Genomic DNA, 17,132 nt, shown 5'->3' with positions numbered 1-17,132 from the left:
CAGGCACCATTTAGTACAGCACCGTTGTGGTTTTCAGGTCCTTCTCCCGCTCAAGATGATTGGTCCGGTTCACATAGTGAAACTTTACCTGCTCATCCGAGCGCCATTCGACCTTTGTAATCCCCGTGTTTCCGATCATAAACGGACGGGTCAGCTCCTGCCACTTCGGTCCGGCAATTAAATACATAAGGAAAATACTAATAAATCCGCCGTGAGACACAATCACAACTTTCTTGTTGTCGTACCCTGCACGAAGTTGTTCAAGAACATATTCGCAGCGAGCAGTAATTTCTTCGACGGTTTCTGAGCCTTCAATACCCGATGTCAAAAGAGATTTTGTTTCAAGATCGGGAAAAGCGGCTTTCATTTCCGCCCGGGTCTTTCCTTCAAGGGGACCGAGCCCAACCTCCCGCACTTTGTCCCAGGTGTGAACCTCAAGTGGGTGGTGCTTGGCGATCGCTTCTGCCGTCTTTTTTGCCCGCCCCAAATCACTTGTGAAAATAGCGTCGAGGTGTTCAACTTGAAATGCCTCTCCTGTAAGGGCCGCCTGTTCTTTTCCCAGGTCGGATAAAGGGAACTCTGCGTGCCCTTGAATGATGCCCTTCAGGTTGGCTTCAGACTGTCCGTGCCGGACCAGATAAAGGATCATTGGCCGTCCCAGCTCTTACGGTATTGTTTTGCCTTGTTTTCAAGTTCATCAAGCATTTCAATAATGCGGTCGATATCTTCAACGCCCGCTTCTTCCGGGTCAATGCCATCAAGCATCGTCATGAGAAGCTCAATACGCTGGTGAAGATATTTCATTTGTTCCTGTCTATCATTAATTGCTCCGCCCATAAATTACGGATCTCCTTTCGAATAAAAACCGTAGTTCTAACAGTAGTTAATTGTAACAAAGGCAGAACAGAAAACTCAATACTCCACGCTGTTTTTCGACAAATTTCTATTCATTCGTTAACCTGCCTTCATTGGCAATCTGCAATATTTCCATATTGGTCAGTTGTGTAGGTTTCTTCTTTATTCCAATACTGACGAAGCATTTCTTTAAGAAACACATTCTCATGACGATTTTAATTATCGACATTGTTGTTCGGATTGCTTTCTTCATGTCTGGTTACTCAAACACCATGGTTGTTATGGCATTTCTGACGGTGACGATGATTCTGTATACAGCACCCGGTCCGCTTATTTCCACGATGCTTGCTGAAACGATTGAATTTACCCGAGCTTAGAACCGGTCAGCGCTCTGAAGCTGTGACGTTCTCCGGACAGACATTTACGGGGAAATTATCCGTGGCCATCGCAGGTGGTGCAACAGGGGTCATCTTAACCATTATCAACTATGTGCCGAATCAGGCCCAAAGCCCCGTACGTTACAAGGTCTGTTCTTTGTGATCGCCTTACTTCCTGCAGTCGGGTCCCTTATCCGTCTGATCATCATGTACTTCTACAGATTCACGGAAGACAAGTACAAAAACGTAGTTGCATAGATTCATGCCAAAAAAGAAAACTGATTTTTCTTCTAAGGAGCCTGGGACAGAAATGTTTTAGTCAACGAGAATCCGAACGAATAATATGCGGTGCAAAAAATCGCTCCTGAAATATACTTCGCTTTCCGCGGGAAGCGGGTTACCCTCCTCTAACATACCTGCTTCTTCCTCTGCCAGCTAACCTTTGCAGCTGTCTGCGTCGAAGCAACTCGTCGCATTGTCATGAAGTAAACGCTCGTCACCATGGGGGCTCACCTTTGCTTTTTATCCCGCAGGAGTCTGCGTATATTTATGTTAGCGCATGGTTCGGATTCTCAGCTAAACACTTTCTTTATGTCCCAGCTTCTTTTATTCCCGTAATCGACCCTTATGATCGTCTCGAATACGATACAACAAATGTGGTTATGACCAAAAACCTCTAATACCAACTCTATCTATTTTTTAAAAATCTAGTCTCCCACCTCTACCAAAATGATTCAGATGCATATGCTGATATAAAGAGGAGGTGAGAATATGGTAAAAATTTATATAGATCCTGGTCACGGAGGAACAGATCCAGGCGCAACAGGAAACGGACTTTTGGAGAAGAACGTGAACTTGAATCTGGCACTCAGACTGAGAGACATTCTCTTAAATGACTACCAGGGTGTTGAGGTACGTATGAGTCGTACAACGGATGTTACACGGACCCTCGCCCAGCGAACGAACGATGCCAACAGCTGGAGCGCTGATTATTATATTTCCATTCACTGCAACGCTTTTAATGGAACCACAAGAGGATATGAAGATTTCATTCACAGTTCCTTGTCGCCCACTTCCGTTACCGCACAAAGACGGGATATCATGCATCAGGAGATCACGCGTGTAAACGGCCTCGTTAACAGAGGAAAGAAAAGCGCAAACTTCCACGTCCTGCGTGAAACCAATATGTCTGCCATCCTTACGGAGAACGGATTTATTGATAACGCCCAGGATGCTGCATTAATGAAAAGTTCCGACTGGCTTCATGCAGTGGCAAAAGGGCATGCAGACGGGGTTGCAAGAATCTTTAACCTCACTCCAGTATCCAGAGTTTTCAGAGTCATCGTTGATGGCGTCCAGATCGGCGCTTTTCAGGAACCGCAAAACATTTCAAACGCCGTGCTTCAGGCCCTTCCTACTGCCGGCAGCATTGTTATAGAAAGAACGTAACAAAAGGCCCAAAAAATCAATGAGAAGCCTGTTTGCAGTGTAAACATCCGATCATCTGCAAATAAGTACTATTCTGGTATTCCTTTCCTTTCCTCAATTCACCTACTTTTCACCTGTTTCAGCCTCAGCCAGAATGCTTCGAAATCCATGTTTACTAACAGGCTCAACCATTGTACGATTTTAGTAACCCCTTTATTAATAAAATAAAAAAAGGCAGAGCCAACCGTCTGCCTTTTTTTGCTGTCTTTTTTCCAGCTTCCATCACCTTCTCCTCACTTTTCTGTCAATTATCTGATAAGATAGAGAAATCAGTTTCAGAGGGGAAGTGAACGTGTGGAAATCAAGATTACACAACCGGCTATCCGCTGGTTTCAAGATGAATTTGACCTCACTGAAGGAGACTCTGTCAGAATCCATGTGCGGTATGGAGGATGCGGCTCGGTGCAGACAGGCTTTTCCCTGGGGTTAGGTAAGGAAAAGATCGACGAACCTGGCGCTCTGTTTGAAAAAGACGGCATTACATATGGAATAGAAGCGAAAGACCTCTGGTACTTTGAAGATAAAAACCTCACAGTCAAATACAGCCGTAAATTCGATGAAATTCAGTTCGTCGTTGAATAACCACACCAAGGCAGCTCCTGATGCATATCTCAGGAGCCGCCTTTTTTTATTCCTTTCTTATGGAGCTGATTCGTTCCCGTCCCTAACGACGGGTGTTATTTGTAGTGCAAAGACGTGAAAGATCCCTTTTTCATTGATTTTTCCCCATAGAAAAAGCCTTTAGAGAATGCACCCTAAAGACTTTTTCAGGTTGAAACTATTTTTTGTTGCGGTACAGATACATCGTGAGGGGGGCGAAAATAACAAGGAAAATTCCCGATGCAACAAACACCCACATAATTGCTTCTCCCGTTACATTCCCATGCATGAATCCGCGAACGGCGTTCACAAGAAGGGAGATCGGGTTCACATCCACAAAGCTTTCCAGCCATCCCGGCAATGTCTGGGGATCGACGAATACGTTACTTACAAACGTGAGAGGAAAAAGAACCATGAAACTCATCATCATGAGTGACTTCTCCGAGCGCATGATGATTCCGAGCGTCGTCCACACCCAGGAAAGACAAAAACAGAAGATTAAAATCATCCCCACTGCACCGAGAACCCCGACGACTCCTCCGTCAGGCCGGAACCCGAGAATCAGACCGAGGGTAATCATAATCGCCGATGCTCCCGAATAGCGGACCATATCCACAAGGAGCGCACCGACCAAAGCCGATGGCAGCCAGATCGGCAGCGTTCTGAACCTGTCAAAAATTCCTTTCCGGATGTCGTTATTTAAATCAATGCCTGTATACATTGTAATCTGCGCCACTGTCATGACGAGGATCCCCGGAAGAAGGAACTGCAGATATTCCGCAGTGGAGCCTGCAATCGCCCCGCCGAAAAGATACGTAAACATGAGTAAAAAGATAACTGGAAACACCGTTACATCGAAGAGCTGTTCCGGAACGTGCTTGATCCGGAGGAGTGCCCGTGATGAAAAAGTAAGAGAAGAGCTGAGCGGGCTCGGACGTTTCGGACGCGTCCTGGAAGCAATCGCATCCCTGAGACGTTCTTCATTCATCGCTGTCTGATCGGTTTGGTTTGTCATACTCCGCCCTCCTCTTTGTGTTCTGCTTTTTGCCCTGTAAGGGTGAGGAACACCTCATCCAGACTCGGCTGCCCGAGTGAAAAGTCGCTCACACTGATTTCCTGCCGGACGAGTTCCCCTAAGGCTTCTGCCACGAGTGACGCATCGGAAGCCTGGGCAGAAAGAGAAGCTGAATCTCCTGATGGGTGAATGGCGGTCCCCAGTTTTGCCTCCAGAATTTGAATTGCTCTTTCCCGGTCTAAAGGATCGGCAAGACGGACATTCAACGTGCCCGCTCCCACTGATGCCTTCAGCTCACTGCTCGTTCCTTCTGCAATGATTTTTCCCTGGTTGATCACTGCAATGCGGTCAGCCAGCTGGTCCGCTTCTTCTAGGTATTGTGTTGTGAGAAGCACTGTCGTCCCTGCGCTTACCAGCGTCCGAACGATGTCCCAAACCTGGTTGCGGCTTCTCGGATCAAGTCCCGTTGTCGGTTCATCGAGAAAAAGAAGTTCCGGTGTGACCACGATACTCGCGGCAATATCAATCCGTCGCCTCATCCCTCCGGAGTAATTTTTTACCTGTTTTTTCGCTGCGTCTTCAAGACCGAAAGCAGCGAGGAGCTCTGCGGCACGGGCTTTTGCTTCTTTTCTCTTATAACCCATGAGCCGGGAGATCATGACGAGGTTTTCCGTTCCCGTAAGGTCTTCATCGATGGAAGCGTACTGGCCGGTCAGGCTGATCCGCTCTCTAACGTCAGCTGCTTCTGTTACGATGTTGTGCCCGAAAATATGCGCTTCTCCTCCGTCCGGCTGAAGAAGAGTGGCAAGCATGCGAATCGTTGTTGTTTTCCCGGCCCCGTTTGGCCCTAAAAAGCCGTACACCGTTCCTTTTTGAATGGACAAATCGACCCCGTCTACAGCCCGGTGTTTCCCGAACACTTTAACGAGCCCTCTGGCTTCAATTGCTAATTGGTCATTCACTTGCTTCACCCTTTGCTTTAATGATTGATTCCACTGAAAATCATACTCCGGCGAAATGGTTTTACTACACTTATTTTCTCATACTTTTTCTTTAAGTCACCACCCCGGGGATGATTTTCCGTGAAATGTTGACACAGAGATCGTTATTTCCGTTCTTCTTTACGTTGTTTTCTTATAAATTGTTTCTATTCGCACTTCCTTTAGAGTACAAAGATTAAAGATGAGGCCGAAGTGCACTTTGCTTTCCTGGCGGTGCCGACAAGCCTTAAGCTAAAGCAAGGCCACTATCTTTAAAATACGCTCAGAAAAGGCAGGTGTTGATTTCCGCTCTTTTGCGCTCCCTTTCCGCGGGCGGTTCGGGAGCCTCCTCGACGCTTTGCGTCTGCGGGGTCTCCCCGGAACCCGCTTTTCCCGCAGGAGTGTCACGCATTCGCTCCAATCAACACTTTCTTTAAAAATAACAATGACCTTTAGGACATCCAAAAATCAAAACCCACTTTATGCTGCAAAGAACCCTAAAGTGGTGACGTTCTTAAAAATCGTGCTCAACCGCTTTTTACATCGATTATGTTTTTAAGGGGAATCACGTGCTGCTCCTCTTCTTTATCCCGGATATACAGTAGCTTTTTGTGCGTATTCACGTGCTCGGCATACCCTGAGACCTGATAAAAAAAGCCATCCTCCCAGAAGGTGAAGACGAGCTCCGAATGAAAGGCCATTCCTTCGCAGACGGTCTGCCCGATCTCTTCCCACTGCTGTTCGTCAAGCTCAGGCCGCGGCTGCTTTTTTGTCCCCTCAAACCAGGTATTCAGCATCCCAACGTGCTCCGGCAGCATGAGACTCGTCCACTTGATCGTACCCCGGTCTCTTAGTTTGTTGTCTTTTTTCATCGTTCCTGAGCCTCCCTTCCGTCCAGTTTATGCGAACGTATGTTCTTTTATGCCCCGTGCTAAAACATCCTCCCTTTCTGCCCGTACTGACGGGAAGGAAGAAGCCCTTTAGGTAATCGGACCATTTGTCTCTCCTACCGCCTGGATAAGTGGTGTTGTTTACGGACGATCTTTTGGAGGGCATCGAGAATGTCCTCTTTTGTTTTGCCTTCCTTTATAAGAGTATGCAGGGTCTCTTTGAGCACATAGGTATCGTCTTTCTTCATTGTTCAGCACCTCTTTTTTCCCTTTGTTTTATTTTAGCGGAAAAAAGGCAGATGAACAAGAACGTTTGTTCTTATTTAAATTTGGAGATACCATTCAAACTGGATGTCACAAGAGTCTCAGGCACTTCAGTTTCATTACTTTTCAGCTGAAGCAACACCATTTTACGAAATAGCTAAAATAAAAAAAGCTGTACGAGCAGTCAACGCTCGTACAGTTTTTCGGTTAGTTTTCAGATCAGAAAATTCCTTTTACATATACACCTGAGGTCATTCCGGCTTCATTCAACCTGACATTACTTAGGCGCTTTAAATTTCCCGGCATGAAAATCCTGAAAAGCCTGTTTGATTTCATCCATGGAATTCATCACAAACGGACCGTAGGGAACGATGTCCTCTTGGATCGGCTTCCCGGAGTAGACGAGCACTTTTGACCGGCGGCTCTTTGCTTTGATCTCAAGCTCGCTCTTCCCCTCTGCTCCTCCTTCGTACGTAAGAGTTGCGACTCCGTGCCTTTTCAGCGTGACCGGGTCTTCGCCAAAGGCCATTTCTCCTCTTAATACATAAAGAAAGGCGTTGTGACCGGCAGGCAGCTCGTGGATGTACGAAGCTCCTTCCTCAAGAGACACTTCAGTCACAGTCATAGGAACAACGGCGTTTAACGGTCCTATCTTCCCGTGTACCTCTCCGGCAAACACCTTCGCCGATCCTCCTTCTACTTCCACAACGGGTGCGTCTTCACTTAGCACGTTCTGATAAAACGTTTCCGAGTTTTTCAATTCAGCAGGAGAATTAATCCAAAGCTGCAGTGTGTGAGCGATGTCGTCCTCCACGCCCTCTTCGGCATGGCGCGCCGTCCAGCCTGCGTTCATATACTGAATGTCACCGGGCTCGAGAATTCCGTGTCCACCAGCGTTATCGCTGTGTTCCAGCCGTCCGTCAATCACATAGGTGAGCGTCTGAAAGCCCCTGTGGGGATGATCGGAGAATGCCCCCTTTTTAAACCAGTCTTCGGCCATCAAAATGAATGGATCAAAATCCTTCCACCGGTCAGCGGGCAAAACCCAGCCTTTCTGGATCAAGGGAAAATCAGCCTCTTCATACTTCACGTACCAATGCTCTTTTACATTTCGTCTCACGGTAATCACTCCTCTGATTATGAAGGTACCAGCAATTCGTTGCTATAGCAACTTATTTGCTCAAACCTATTGACAAAGGACCTGAGCTTTCTTTATACTCGTACCAGCATCAGCGAAGGTACTGAAAAAGTTCGATCTTTACCTTTTTCCAGTGCCTTCTAAGCAATGAGCGTAACGGTTGCATCATTTAAAAGCCAGTTATGTGTGGGATTCCCGTAACAGGCCGAATGGAGCCATTGCAACTTAAATAAAAGGTACTGAAAAAGTTGTTTTGTACTTTTTCAGTGGCCTCAGCATCAGCAGCCAGGAGGCGAACCCGATGAAGCTATCATTTACAGACTATATCAGCATTAAAATTCATAAGACAGACCTCATTCTCACGAGCTTTATTAAAGAAAAGCTCAAGGAATTTAATCTGGCACCTGAACAGAACCTGATTATGATGCTTCTCTGGGAAAAAGACGGCATGGAACAAAGCCAGCTTGCCTTTCACTTAAACAAGGACAAAACGAACATTGCCAGAATGGCGTCCAGCCTTGAGAGGAAAGGGTTTATTAAACGGCTCCCTGTAGAAGGTGACCGACGCTCGCTGCGTCTTTGTCTGACCGAAGAGGGAAAAGCTCTCGGAGATCAAGTCATTCCTGTGGCAGAGGCGTTCAACGAGACCGTCTGTGACGGCATTTCCAAGGAAGAACTGCTGGAGCTGGAAAGATTGCTTACGAAAATGAACAGCAATGTGCTTCATGCTGGACAATAAGCTTCATGATCCTTTATAGTTGCTATAGCAACATTATCCATCCCTCAAGGTTGCTACAGCAACTAAAATACTCTAATGGAGGAATTCACCATGGCAAACGTATTATTCATCAAAGCAAATCCTCGTCCCTACGAGCAATCCGTGAGCGTGCAGCTTTACCACACGTTCCTTGAGAATTATAGAAAATCCCACCCGGACGATCAGATTACAGAGCTCGACTTGTTTGAGGAAAACCTTCCTTACTATGACCTTGATAAAATCAACGGTATGTTCAAACGTGCGAAAGGAATGGAATTGACCGAGTCTGAAATAGAGGCAACAGAAACGGTTTCCCGCTACCTGAATCAGTTCCTTGATGCAGACAAGATTGTCTTTGCTTTTCCACTTTGGAACTTCACCGTTCCTGCGGCGCTTCATACGTATCTTGACTACCTTGCACAGGCCGGCGAAACGTTCAGCTACACGCCGGATGGACCCGTTGGTCTTTTAGACGATAAGAAGGCTGTGATCCTGAACGCCCGCGGCGGTGTGTATTCCGAGGGGCCGGCGCAGTCCGTTGAGATGGCGGTGAACTACGTGCAGAATATGCTCGGCTTCTGGGGCATACAGGATATTTCTACGGTTGTTGTTGAGGGCCACAATCAGTATCCGGATAAAGCACATGAAATTATCCGTGATGGTCTTGAGCGTGCGGAAGAACTGTCCCATCAGTTTTAGAGTCTGAATATGCACATTTCCCCCGGGACGATCACCATTCACAGGTGATCGTCCCGGGGTTTTGGTTTTATGAACTCGACCGGAGGATTGCTCCTCCGAACAGCATCATGCTCAGGTCTAAACGTTTGTTTATCCTGAACATTTAGAGATATATCCTGACAAATTCTATTTTATCTTAAACAATCGAAGGCTTATCCTGAAAACCATATCATTTCAGCCCCATTATATCAGGATAAAAAACCGGACGAGCAAAACGAAAAAAATGGTTCCCAACAATATATAGGAAACAACTCTTCCAACCTTCTGTTTTTTCGAAGGCTTTTTCGAAGGACCGTTCTTCACCGCTTCCGGCTTCCATTTCACGGCTAAAAAATTACCGATGAAAAACCCCGTCATAATTCCAAACAATGAAACAGGATTCGGCCAGCCAACCTCAAGCAAGATGAGCGTAACAAAACCAGCGGCGCTCATCATCACCGGCCTGTATAAATAAACACGGCGTTTCTCTTTCTTCGTTAATGAAACGTCTGCCATAACGAAGCCTCCCATATAAATCCATCTTCTACACTCATTCCCTTTTCCCTGGCCAGATTAAACGCATCCTACCAACAAAAACACCCCGGAACCAGTGTCCCGGGATGTCTGTCTGAATCAATAATTAAACTTTCTTATCAACCTGGCCGAAGCAGCGCTTGTAGATCCACTCGTAGTCACGGACAGTGAGGTCACGTGGGTTTCCTACAGTCTGCGGATCATTCATCGCTTCTTTAGCAAAGCGCTCAAGCTGATCTGCAGGTACGCCTTGCTCTTCAAGGGATGGAATGTCGAGGTCTTCCACAAGCTCGTACATCCAGTTTACTGCAGCTCGTGCCGCTTCTTCTGTTGTCATGTTGAATGTGTTAATGCCGAATGCCTGTGCCATACGGGCAAACTTCTCAGGGTTTCCTTTCCAGTTGAACTCCATCACTGGTCCCATCATCGCTGCCACAGCCTGACCGTGTGCGACAGGGATGATACCGCCCAGTGTCTGACTCATGGCGTGGGCAGCACCGGCAGATTCACTTCCATAGGAAAGCCCTGCAAGCATCGCAGCCTGAGCCATACCATAGCGCGCTTCAAGGTCTTCCCCGTCAGCGTAGGCACGGCGGATATACGTTGCTGCGTATTCCATTGCTGTTAACGCAACAGAGTCCGTAATCGGCTGGGCAAATTTCATTGTGTAGCACTCGATGGCGTGGGCAAGTGCGTCTACACCTGTCATTGCCGTTACATGTGGAGGCATGGATACGTGCAACTTAGGATCAATGATTGTCAGGTGAGCCGCGATTAATGGCCCGCCAGTGTTAAATTTGAATTCACGGTCTTCGTCTGTGATAACTGCCCACTGCGTAACTTCAGAACCAGTACCGGCAGTTGTCGGGATGGTTGTCAGTGGAGGAATGCGGTTTTCCAGCGGCTTTTTGCCTTCTGCTGCTTCATAGTCAAGAACCGTTCCTTCGTGTGTCGCTTCTACCCCGATCGCTTTCGCTGTATCCATGGAGCTTCCGCCTCCAACAGCTACAAGACCGTTACAGCCTTCTTCTGCATACACTTTAGAGCCTTCAGATACAAGGCGTACTGGTGGGTTTGGCTCAACTTTGTTAAAGACAACCACGTCAACGCCGGATTTTTCAAGATGTTCAATTACCGGGTTTACAACACCTGCATCATAAATACCAGGGTCAGTTACGAGAAGAACTTTGTCTGAGCCCAATGCTTTAACTTCTTCCCCGATATGCTCAATCGCACCGATTCCGTGCTTGATAGTAGTAGGAATTTCAAATGTGTGATAGTTCATCATGTGTTCGACTTTCATGTTTAAACTCATGGTAAAAAACCTCCTGAAAAAGTTTTAGTCTTGTATTTGTTACCCAGGCGGCGGACGGACCGCCAGCCCGGTTTTTAAAATCTGTATGTTGATTTCCGCTCCTATGCGCTTCAATCAACACTTTTATAAATCAAAGAATACGGCCTAGGAATTAAACCAGTTAACCGGTGCCGGCTTTTTGTTTCGGAAAATGTGCTTCGCTTCCGTGTACTCTTCAAAGCCGATTTTCCCCAGCTCACGGCCGAAACCGGACTGCTTGAAGCCGCCCCATGGCGCTTGCGCGAAGTATGGGTGGAAATCGTTGATCCATACCGTTCCCATGCGGAGTTTCGCAGCGGCGTCTTCCGCTTTACTGATGTCATTTGACCAGACAGCGCCGGCAAGACCGTAAATCGTGTCATTTGCCTTTTGAACCGCTTCGTCAGCTGTCTTGAACGTTTCTACAGTGAGCACCGGACCGAAGACTTCTTCCTGAACGACACGCATGTCCGATGTGCATCCTGTAAAGATCGTCGGTTCAAGGAAGAATCCGTCTTTCAGCTCGGAAGCTTCAGGGCGTTTACCGCCAACGGCCAGCGTCGCGCCTTCATCCTGGCCGATCTTAATATAGCTTTCTACTTTATCACGGTGTTCCGCTGAGATTAGAGGACCGCTTTCTGTCGCATCGTCAAATCCGTTACCAAGACGGATGCGTTTCGCACGCTCCACAAGAGCTTCAACGAACTTGTCGTGGATGCTTTCTTCCACAAGAAGACGGGACCCTGCTGAACATACCTGACCAGCGTGGAAATAAACCGCATTAAGGGCCTGGTCCACAGCTGTTTCAAAATCAGCATCTGCAAAGACGATGTTCGGGTTTTTCCCTCCAAGCTCAAGGGCAATCTTTTTCACATTGCCGCTTGCCGCCTGCATGATCTTCTTGCCTGTTTCAATTCCGCCTGTGAAAGAAACGAGATCAACCAGATGGCTTTCGGACATTTCAGCGCCGACAGTGCTTCCTGCACCAAGGACAAGGTTCGCTACGCCCTTAGGTACTCCTGCTTCTTCCATCAGCTCAAATACTTTTACTGTCGTAAGCGGTGTGATTTCACTTGGCTTCATAATGATTGTATTTCCTGTTGCAAGAGCCGGAGCAATCTTCCATGCTGCCTGTAACAGCGGATAGTTCCAAGGTGTGATCTGCGAACATACACCTACAGGCTCTCGGACAACCCGGCTTTCAGAATCAAGAATTGGTGATGCGATTACTTCGCCCGCATCTTTATCTGCAAGTCCGGCAAAATACTGAAAGACATTTGCAATGTCTGCCATATCTGCACGGCTTTCTTCTATTGTTTTTCCTGTATCAAGGGTTTCAAGCTTGGCCAGTTCTTCCTGATCGCGACGGATGAGGTCGGCAATCTTCTGAACGAGTTCTCCCCGTTCACTGGCAGGCGTTTGGGCCCAGGAACCTTCATCAAAGGCACGGCGCGCAGCTTCAATAGCTTTTTTCGCATCGTTTCGGTCACCTTCTACTGCTGTTGCAATGACTTCCTGGTTAAATGGATTAATAATTTCGCGAGTCTCACCGGACTGCGCATTGATCCATTCACCATCGATAAACATTTTTTGTAGTGTCAATGAACCTTCCTCCTTTGGCATTCATTCCAGGAATTAAGTTTGTTAAATTTTTATTTAATGTTCTGAACGAACAATACAAACCTAACATGACTAAAAAAAGTTGTCAAAGGATAACCTAAAAAGATTTTCACCGCCAAATCAGCCTATATAAGAAGAAAAAATAAATTCGGACATATGTTTGACAAATCTCTATCTTTCGTTAGTATAAAGGTTGTAAAGAAAAAACTTAACGAACTTAATTTTGATCTGGGCGAAGGAGGTTGTTATATGAGCCCTAACGAAGATCAAGATAAGCAGATCATCGATGACGCCAAAGATCTTGTCATTGATTCTATTGCAGAAACAATGGATTTGTATGGGGTCACACGAAGTACGGGTACGTTATACGGTACGATGTACTTTGAAGAGGATATGACGTTGGACCAGATGCGCACGAAGCTGGAAATGAGTAAACCGAGCATGAGTACCGGTGTCAAAAAACTTCAGGATTATGAAATTGTGAAGAAATCGTTTAAGCGGGGCAGCCGCAAAAACATCTACCAGGCTGAAAAAGATTTCTTCCGCTTCTTTAATAAGTTCTTTACACATAAGTGGGAACGGGAAGTAAAGCTGAATCTTGAAGCGATTGCCGATGCTCAGAAGATGCTGGACGAAGTGTTACACTCAGAATCTTCTTCACATGAAGCGAGAGAAGAAGCATTGAAAGTGTACAGACAGCTTGAAAACTCGAAGCCATACTACTACTGGCTTGAGAGTCTCGTTGCAAGCATCCGAAGCGGAAGGATTTTTGAATCTGTTCCGGTGGAAAACAAAAAGGAGTAACATCTTATTTAAGAAAATGCGCGCACCTTTGGAATAGGTCCGTCTATTTTTTCAAAAAGGCGCATTTCCGAATGTAAATAACTGAATATTTAGAATTATCAATAAAACATCGTCGTTGGAGTTGATACAAGTGACAGAAACACAGAAAAATTCGTACAAAACCATAGGGTTTATTGCAATATTTGCAGGACTATTTGTGTATTTGGCTTTTAGCAACACCGACATGCACTGGGGCGGCTTTATAAGCATGCTCGTCTTTTATGCTCTCATCTATTACATCGGAGCCTTTGTTGCTGCCAAGCAGTCGAATACACTGAGTGATATGATGGTGGCAAAACGTAGCATCCCGATTACCGTTGCCATGTTCACGATGGCGGCAACCTGGGTCGGAGGCGGATACATTAACGGAACCGCCGAATTTACTTACAGTGACGGGCTTGTCTGGGCGCAGGCTCCGTGGGGATACGCACTCAGTTTAATTGTCGGGGGTATCTTTTACGCACGAAAGATGCGCCGCTATGAATTTATGACAATTATTGACCCTCTTGAACAGCGATTCGGAAGCAAGCTGGCCGGGGTTCTATACATTCCGGCGCTTCTCGGTGAACTGTTCTGGAGTGCGGCAATCCTGACTGCTCTCGGGACTACCTTTGGCACGATTTTAGGGATTGATTTTACAACTTCCATCATTATTTCAGGTGTTATCGCAATTGCCTATACGGTACTCGGCGGTATGTGGGCCGTTGCCTACACCGATTTGATTCAATTAGGTATTTTAATTGTAGGTTTATTCCTTGTTCTTCCGTTTGCCTTGCCACACGTCGGAGGTCTGAGCACGGCATGGTCAACGTACTCAGCTGAGCTAGGCTCCTATGCGAACCTGTTTCCTCCGCTGGATGGCTGGCGTCATGAAGACTGGGGCAACTGGTACTGGCACTGGTGGGACTACGCCCTCTTACTAGTATTTGGCGGTATCGCCTGGCAGGTCTACTTCCAGCGTGTGTTATCGGCGAAAAATGAAAAAACAGCCATGTGGCTTTCCATCGCGGCCGGTTTCATCTGTATTTTAGCTGCTATTCCGGCTGTCCTTATCGGGGTTATCGGGTACAATGCAGACTGGGCAGCTGTCGGTACAACGGCACCTGACAACCCGGCAATGGTTCTGCCGATGGTACTGCGCTTTTTAACACCAGAATGGATTGCAGCAATCGGGCTCGGAGCCCTGGCTGCGGCAGTCATGTCTTCCATGGACTCCTCCATTCTTTCTGCTTCTTCCATGGCAGGATGGAATGTGTACCGTCCACTGGTGAAAAAGCGTGTATCTGATGAACAAGTAAAGAAAATGATCAAGCGAAGCATCATTATCGTAGGAACAACAGCCATGATTATTGCCTTAAGCGTACAGAGTGTTTATACGCTCTGGTATCTGGCATCGGACCTCGTTTACTGTATTTTATTCCCGCAGTTAACGATGGCCCTCTTTTACCGGAACGCCAACTTCTACGGTTCCCTGAGCGGTCTGATTGTAGCCGTGTTCCTCCGTCTTGGCGGCGGTGAACCGACATTCGGACTGCCGGCATTCCTCCCGTATCCAATGGTGGAAGACGGTCTCGTATTGTTCCCGTTCCGTACGTTTGCCATGATTATGGCATTCATCACGATCTTCGTGGTATCTGAACTTACTAAGAAAAAATGTAAGCCGCTTCCGCTTCTCATGCCTCATGAGAGAGACCGGAATACGCCGAAAGCAGGATAAAAAAAAGGCGCCTCAAGGGAGGTGCCTTTTTTTCTTTCTTGGTGCCTGTCACCACCCGGTTTTTGTCGAAATCGTAGGTATTTTCTCTCTCTAATTAGGTATCAAATGAAACATTCACTTTCTTTCTATTAAACAGCCATCACTTCGGCTGTTTCTTTTTTTATAAACGACTCCTCATTGATCTCTTCAATTTTAGGCAGTGATCGTGTTTTCCGGTCCAGCAGCCAGAACAGGCCGGTTAGGGTAACGACGAGGCCGCTCAAAAAGATGATGGCAGTGCTTCCGATAGCCACCCCGAGTGCTCCTCCTGCCAGTGAACCGAGTGGAAGTGCAATACCGCTGATGCTGTAAACCGCTGAAAGGACCCGTCCGAGGAACGCTTTCGGTATCCCTTTTTGCAAACACGTCATGATTAAAATATTCGTCACTCCTCCCGGAAGCCACGCAAGACCGTACAACCCAATCATCATCCACGTCCAAGGACTGAACACAGAAACAGCCCACAAGAAACCGCTTAACACAAAGGCGATTCCATATACACGTCCAAGGCCGAATCGTTCAAGTTTTAAATAAGGTGTAAGTAGTGCTCCCGTTAAACTCCCTGCAGCCTGGGCCATAAGGAGAAAACCGAAAATCTCCGCCCCTCCCCGCTCATCACCGAACGCCGGCAGAACAACAAAGGTGGCCCCTCCCACAAGATTAATACCGATGACCCCGAGGAGTAACCGGGACAGGGTTTTGTTAAATAAAACCGCAATTCCTACTTTTAATTCACGGGTGTAAGTCTTAATGTGTGACGAGGCACCCGATTTCTGGGGGACTGTTTTTTTCCCAGGCAGTCGGAGAAAGAAGAAAAGAACCGCTCCGACTAAAAACATGACGGAATCGAGGAGGTAAATCGAGACCGCCCCGAGAGCAACGATGAGAACACCGGCGATGGCGTTACAGGCTACATCAATTCCCTGATAGGCCACGGTGAAATATGAGTTGGCTTTTGTCAGCTCCTCTTTTTTCACAATTTCCGGCAGCGCGGCCATCTGAGCAGGATAAACAAACGTGTTTAACGTAGCCAGGAGCGGCGTGATTACGAGCACAAGCGTGACGGTCAAAAAACCGGCGTACGCTGCCACCGGGATGAGCAGCAGTAACCCTGCCTGCAACAGCTGTGTCGTCAAAAGCAGCCTTTTTACAGGAAGCCGATCGATGATGGGGCCGCCCAGAAGCTGAATAATTCTTGGCACAATGGATAAAAATCCTGCCAGACCTGTGTAAAACGTGGATCCTCCCAGATCGTAAACGAGCCACATGGCAGCAACCGCGTAGAGACTGTCCCCGATGTTTGTCACAACCCGGCCAAAAAACATAAACGTGAAGTTCTTATTTAAAAAGAGCTTCATTCCCAGTCTCCCTTCGCTTCCGTTGACACGACTTTTACCCCGACGCTGAACTCCTCGCTTTCACCCCCAGGTTCGGCAGCGGTTCGTTTCACCCACTTTTCAAGTAAATCCATCACCTCTTCGCGAAAATCCTTCCGTTGTTCAGGACTAAGCTGAAGACGGACACTCGTGGAGGCCGAATCTTTTGATTTAAACCCTTCTTCCAACGCGGGGTCGGTGGCACCTGCAGGTGAATGGAACCTTGAAGCCACGGACCGGTAGTATTTTTCCATCACACCGCCGAGCTTTTTTTCCTCAACCAGTTCAAGTAGTCCCCCGTCATAAAGCTTCTTAATGTGATAATGCACATTTCCCGGAGACTCTCCAATCAGGTTCGCCACCTGCTTTGAAGTTTTCGGTTCATCGATCAGCTGGCTGATAATTTTAACTCTGAGTGCACTTCCCAACAATTTCGCCTGTCCGATAGAGATGTTCATAGACTTGTTTTTTCCGCTCATTGTTTTCCCCTCCCAATCTGATCTAATTATTTAGTTCGATGATCTGTAAAATTAGATTAACACACAAAAGGAAAAATGTGTATGTTTTTCAAAAATAAAAAACACGGAAA

General features: G+C 47.0%; 20 protein-coding genes. 8 read left to right on the top strand and 12 right to left on the bottom strand.

Features of this window, described 5'->3' with window-relative positions; genetic code table 11:
- Positions 1 to 10 precede the first annotated feature (10 nt).
- Together EBO34_RS18125 and EBO34_RS18120 are read right to left on the bottom strand one after the other, a co-directional pair.
- Complete coding sequence (locus tag EBO34_RS18125) at positions 11 to 649, bottom strand: histidine phosphatase family protein (protein WP_122901215.1); 639 nt, start codon at positions 647 to 649, stop codon at positions 11 to 13.
- Complete coding sequence (locus tag EBO34_RS18120) at positions 646 to 837, bottom strand: SE1561 family protein (RefSeq protein WP_026690909.1); 192 nt, start codon at positions 835 to 837, stop codon at positions 646 to 648. The genes EBO34_RS18125 and EBO34_RS18120 overlap by 4 nt, the downstream gene beginning before the upstream one ends.
- Before the next feature lie 224 nt (positions 838 to 1,061).
- On the opposite strand from EBO34_RS18120, the gene EBO34_RS20825 reads away from it, so the two are divergent.
- The 4 genes from EBO34_RS20825 to EBO34_RS18105 all read left to right on the top strand — a co-directional run bounded on the left by EBO34_RS20825 (position 1,062) and on the right by EBO34_RS18105 (position 3,302).
- Positions 1,062 to 1,232, top strand: coding sequence for a hypothetical protein (locus EBO34_RS20825; RefSeq protein ID WP_183163949.1), 171 nt, complete (start codon positions 1,062 to 1,064; stop codon positions 1,230 to 1,232).
- 22 nt (positions 1,233 to 1,254) lie between these two features.
- Positions 1,255 to 1,395, top strand: coding sequence for a hypothetical protein (locus EBO34_RS21255; protein ID WP_429699529.1), 141 nt, complete (start codon positions 1,255 to 1,257; stop codon positions 1,393 to 1,395).
- Positions 1,396 to 2,003: 608 nt separating this feature from the next.
- Positions 2,004 to 2,681, top strand: a complete 678-nt coding sequence (locus EBO34_RS18110; RefSeq protein ID WP_122901210.1) for an N-acetylmuramoyl-L-alanine amidase family protein — start codon at positions 2,004 to 2,006, stop codon at positions 2,679 to 2,681.
- Between the two features lie 333 nt (positions 2,682 to 3,014).
- Positions 3,015 to 3,302 (top strand): HesB/YadR/YfhF family protein, encoded by a 288-nt coding sequence (locus EBO34_RS18105; RefSeq protein ID WP_122901209.1) that lies wholly within the window; start codon positions 3,015 to 3,017, stop codon positions 3,300 to 3,302.
- Positions 3,303 to 3,498: 196 nt separating this feature from the next.
- Here the strand turns inward: EBO34_RS18105 and EBO34_RS18100 are convergent, their stop codons facing one another.
- From EBO34_RS18100 to EBO34_RS18080, 5 genes are all read right to left on the bottom strand, one after another.
- Positions 3,499 to 4,335: an ABC transporter permease gene (locus tag EBO34_RS18100; protein WP_122901207.1), complete on the bottom strand. Its 837-nt coding sequence runs from the start codon at positions 4,333 to 4,335 to the stop codon at positions 3,499 to 3,501.
- Complete coding sequence (locus EBO34_RS18095; protein ID WP_122901205.1) at positions 4,332 to 5,306, bottom strand: ATP-binding cassette domain-containing protein; 975 nt, start codon at positions 5,304 to 5,306, stop codon at positions 4,332 to 4,334. The genes EBO34_RS18100 and EBO34_RS18095 overlap by 4 nt, the downstream gene beginning before the upstream one ends.
- Positions 5,307 to 5,842: 536 nt before the next feature.
- On the bottom strand, positions 5,843 to 6,187 hold the full coding sequence (locus EBO34_RS18085) for a YolD-like family protein (protein ID WP_122901201.1): 345 nt from the start codon (positions 6,185 to 6,187) through the stop codon (positions 5,843 to 5,845).
- A gap of 134 nt (positions 6,188 to 6,321) precedes the next feature.
- Positions 6,322 to 6,453, bottom strand: coding sequence for a hypothetical protein (locus tag EBO34_RS21125; protein WP_283234599.1), 132 nt, complete (start codon positions 6,451 to 6,453; stop codon positions 6,322 to 6,324).
- 293 nt (positions 6,454 to 6,746) lie between these two features.
- The gene (locus tag EBO34_RS18080; protein ID WP_249414147.1) at positions 6,747 to 7,589 is read right to left on the bottom strand and encodes a pirin family protein; all 843 of its coding nucleotides are present in this window, start codon (positions 7,587 to 7,589) and stop codon (positions 6,747 to 6,749) included.
- 319 nt (positions 7,590 to 7,908) lie between these two features.
- Between EBO34_RS18080 and EBO34_RS18075 the strand changes: the two genes are divergently transcribed.
- Both EBO34_RS18075 and EBO34_RS18070 read left to right on the top strand, forming a co-directional pair.
- Positions 7,909 to 8,346 (top strand): MarR family winged helix-turn-helix transcriptional regulator, encoded by a 438-nt coding sequence (locus EBO34_RS18075; RefSeq protein WP_122901197.1) that lies wholly within the window; start codon positions 7,909 to 7,911, stop codon positions 8,344 to 8,346.
- 90 nt (positions 8,347 to 8,436) lie between these two features.
- Positions 8,437 to 9,063: an FMN-dependent NADH-azoreductase gene (locus EBO34_RS18070; protein ID WP_122901195.1), complete on the top strand. Its 627-nt coding sequence runs from the start codon at positions 8,437 to 8,439 to the stop codon at positions 9,061 to 9,063.
- A 222-nt stretch (positions 9,064 to 9,285) separates the two neighbouring features.
- Here the strand turns inward: EBO34_RS18070 and EBO34_RS18065 are convergent, their stop codons facing one another.
- From EBO34_RS18065 to betB, 3 genes are all read right to left on the bottom strand, one after another.
- A complete protein-coding gene (locus tag EBO34_RS18065) occupies positions 9,286 to 9,597 on the bottom strand; it encodes a hypothetical protein (RefSeq protein ID WP_122901193.1) in 312 nt (103 codons plus the stop codon).
- A gap of 124 nt (positions 9,598 to 9,721) precedes the next feature.
- Positions 9,722 to 10,930 carry a choline dehydrogenase gene (gene gbsB / locus EBO34_RS18060; protein WP_122901191.1) on the bottom strand — a complete coding sequence of 403 codons (1,209 nt, stop codon included), beginning with the start codon at positions 10,928 to 10,930 and terminating at the stop codon, positions 9,722 to 9,724.
- A 144-nt stretch (positions 10,931 to 11,074) separates the two neighbouring features.
- Positions 11,075 to 12,535, bottom strand: coding sequence for a betaine-aldehyde dehydrogenase (gene betB / locus EBO34_RS18055; RefSeq protein WP_249414153.1), 1,461 nt, complete (start codon positions 12,533 to 12,535; stop codon positions 11,075 to 11,077).
- Positions 12,536 to 12,817: 282 nt separating this feature from the next.
- Here betB and cudC point away from each other — a divergent pair, with 282 nt between their 5' ends.
- Positions 12,818 to 13,372 (top strand): choline uptake/conversion transcriptional regulator CudC, encoded by a 555-nt coding sequence (gene cudC, locus EBO34_RS18050; protein ID WP_122901187.1) that lies wholly within the window; start codon positions 12,818 to 12,820, stop codon positions 13,370 to 13,372.
- Between the two features lie 124 nt (positions 13,373 to 13,496).
- Positions 13,497 to 15,128, top strand: a complete 1,632-nt coding sequence (locus EBO34_RS18045) for a high affinity choline transporter 1 (protein WP_122901432.1) — start codon at positions 13,497 to 13,499, stop codon at positions 15,126 to 15,128.
- 128 nt (positions 15,129 to 15,256) lie between these two features.
- On the opposite strand, the gene EBO34_RS18040 is transcribed toward EBO34_RS18045, so the two are convergent.
- On the bottom strand, positions 15,257 to 16,525 hold the full coding sequence (locus tag EBO34_RS18040; protein ID WP_122901185.1) for an MFS transporter: 1,269 nt from the start codon (positions 16,523 to 16,525) through the stop codon (positions 15,257 to 15,259).
- Positions 16,522 to 17,022, bottom strand: coding sequence for an ArsR/SmtB family transcription factor (locus EBO34_RS18035; RefSeq protein ID WP_122901183.1), 501 nt, complete (start codon positions 17,020 to 17,022; stop codon positions 16,522 to 16,524). Before EBO34_RS18035 ends, EBO34_RS18040 begins: the two co-directional genes overlap by 4 nt.
- Positions 17,023 to 17,132 lie beyond the last annotated feature (110 nt).

The organism is Alteribacter keqinensis, assembly GCF_003710255.1.
Classification (GTDB): domain Bacteria; phylum Bacillota; class Bacilli; order Bacillales; family Salisediminibacteriaceae; genus Alteribacter; species Alteribacter keqinensis.
This window is presented reverse-complemented; position numbering and strand designations above follow the sequence as displayed.

Bases quoted from the DNA above. Each gene is read 5' to 3' on its own strand.
- cudC (WP_122901187.1), top strand. From the start codon at position 12,818: ATGAGCCCTAACGAAGATCAAGATAAGCAGATCATCGATGACGCCAAA.
- EBO34_RS18040 (WP_122901185.1), bottom strand. From the start codon at position 16,525: ATGAAGCTCTTTTTAAATAAGAACTTCACGTTTATGTTTTTTGGCCGG.
- EBO34_RS18065 (WP_122901193.1), bottom strand. From the start codon at position 9,597: ATGGCAGACGTTTCATTAACGAAGAAAGAGAAACGCCGTGTTTATTTA.
- EBO34_RS18085 (WP_122901201.1), bottom strand. From the start codon at position 6,187: ATGAAAAAAGACAACAAACTAAGAGACCGGGGTACGATCAAGTGGACG.
- EBO34_RS18110 (WP_122901210.1), top strand. From the start codon at position 2,004: ATGGTAAAAATTTATATAGATCCTGGTCACGGAGGAACAGATCCAGGC.
- EBO34_RS18120 (WP_026690909.1), bottom strand. From the start codon at position 837: ATGGGCGGAGCAATTAATGATAGACAGGAACAAATGAAATATCTTCAC.
- EBO34_RS18075 (WP_122901197.1), top strand. From the start codon at position 7,909: ATGAAGCTATCATTTACAGACTATATCAGCATTAAAATTCATAAGACA.
- EBO34_RS18035 (WP_122901183.1), bottom strand. From the start codon at position 17,022: ATGAGCGGAAAAAACAAGTCTATGAACATCTCTATCGGACAGGCGAAA.
- betB (WP_249414153.1), bottom strand. From the start codon at position 12,535: ATGTTTATCGATGGTGAATGGATCAATGCGCAGTCCGGTGAGACTCGC.
- gbsB (WP_122901191.1), bottom strand. From the start codon at position 10,930: ATGAGTTTAAACATGAAAGTCGAACACATGATGAACTATCACACATTT.
- EBO34_RS20825 (WP_183163949.1), top strand. From the start codon at position 1,062: ATGACGATTTTAATTATCGACATTGTTGTTCGGATTGCTTTCTTCATG.
- EBO34_RS18070 (WP_122901195.1), top strand. From the start codon at position 8,437: ATGGCAAACGTATTATTCATCAAAGCAAATCCTCGTCCCTACGAGCAA.
- EBO34_RS21125 (WP_283234599.1), bottom strand. From the start codon at position 6,453: ATGAAGAAAGACGATACCTATGTGCTCAAAGAGACCCTGCATACTCTT.
- EBO34_RS18100 (WP_122901207.1), bottom strand. From the start codon at position 4,335: ATGACAAACCAAACCGATCAGACAGCGATGAATGAAGAACGTCTCAGG.
- EBO34_RS18125 (WP_122901215.1), bottom strand. From the start codon at position 649: ATGATCCTTTATCTGGTCCGGCACGGACAGTCTGAAGCCAACCTGAAG.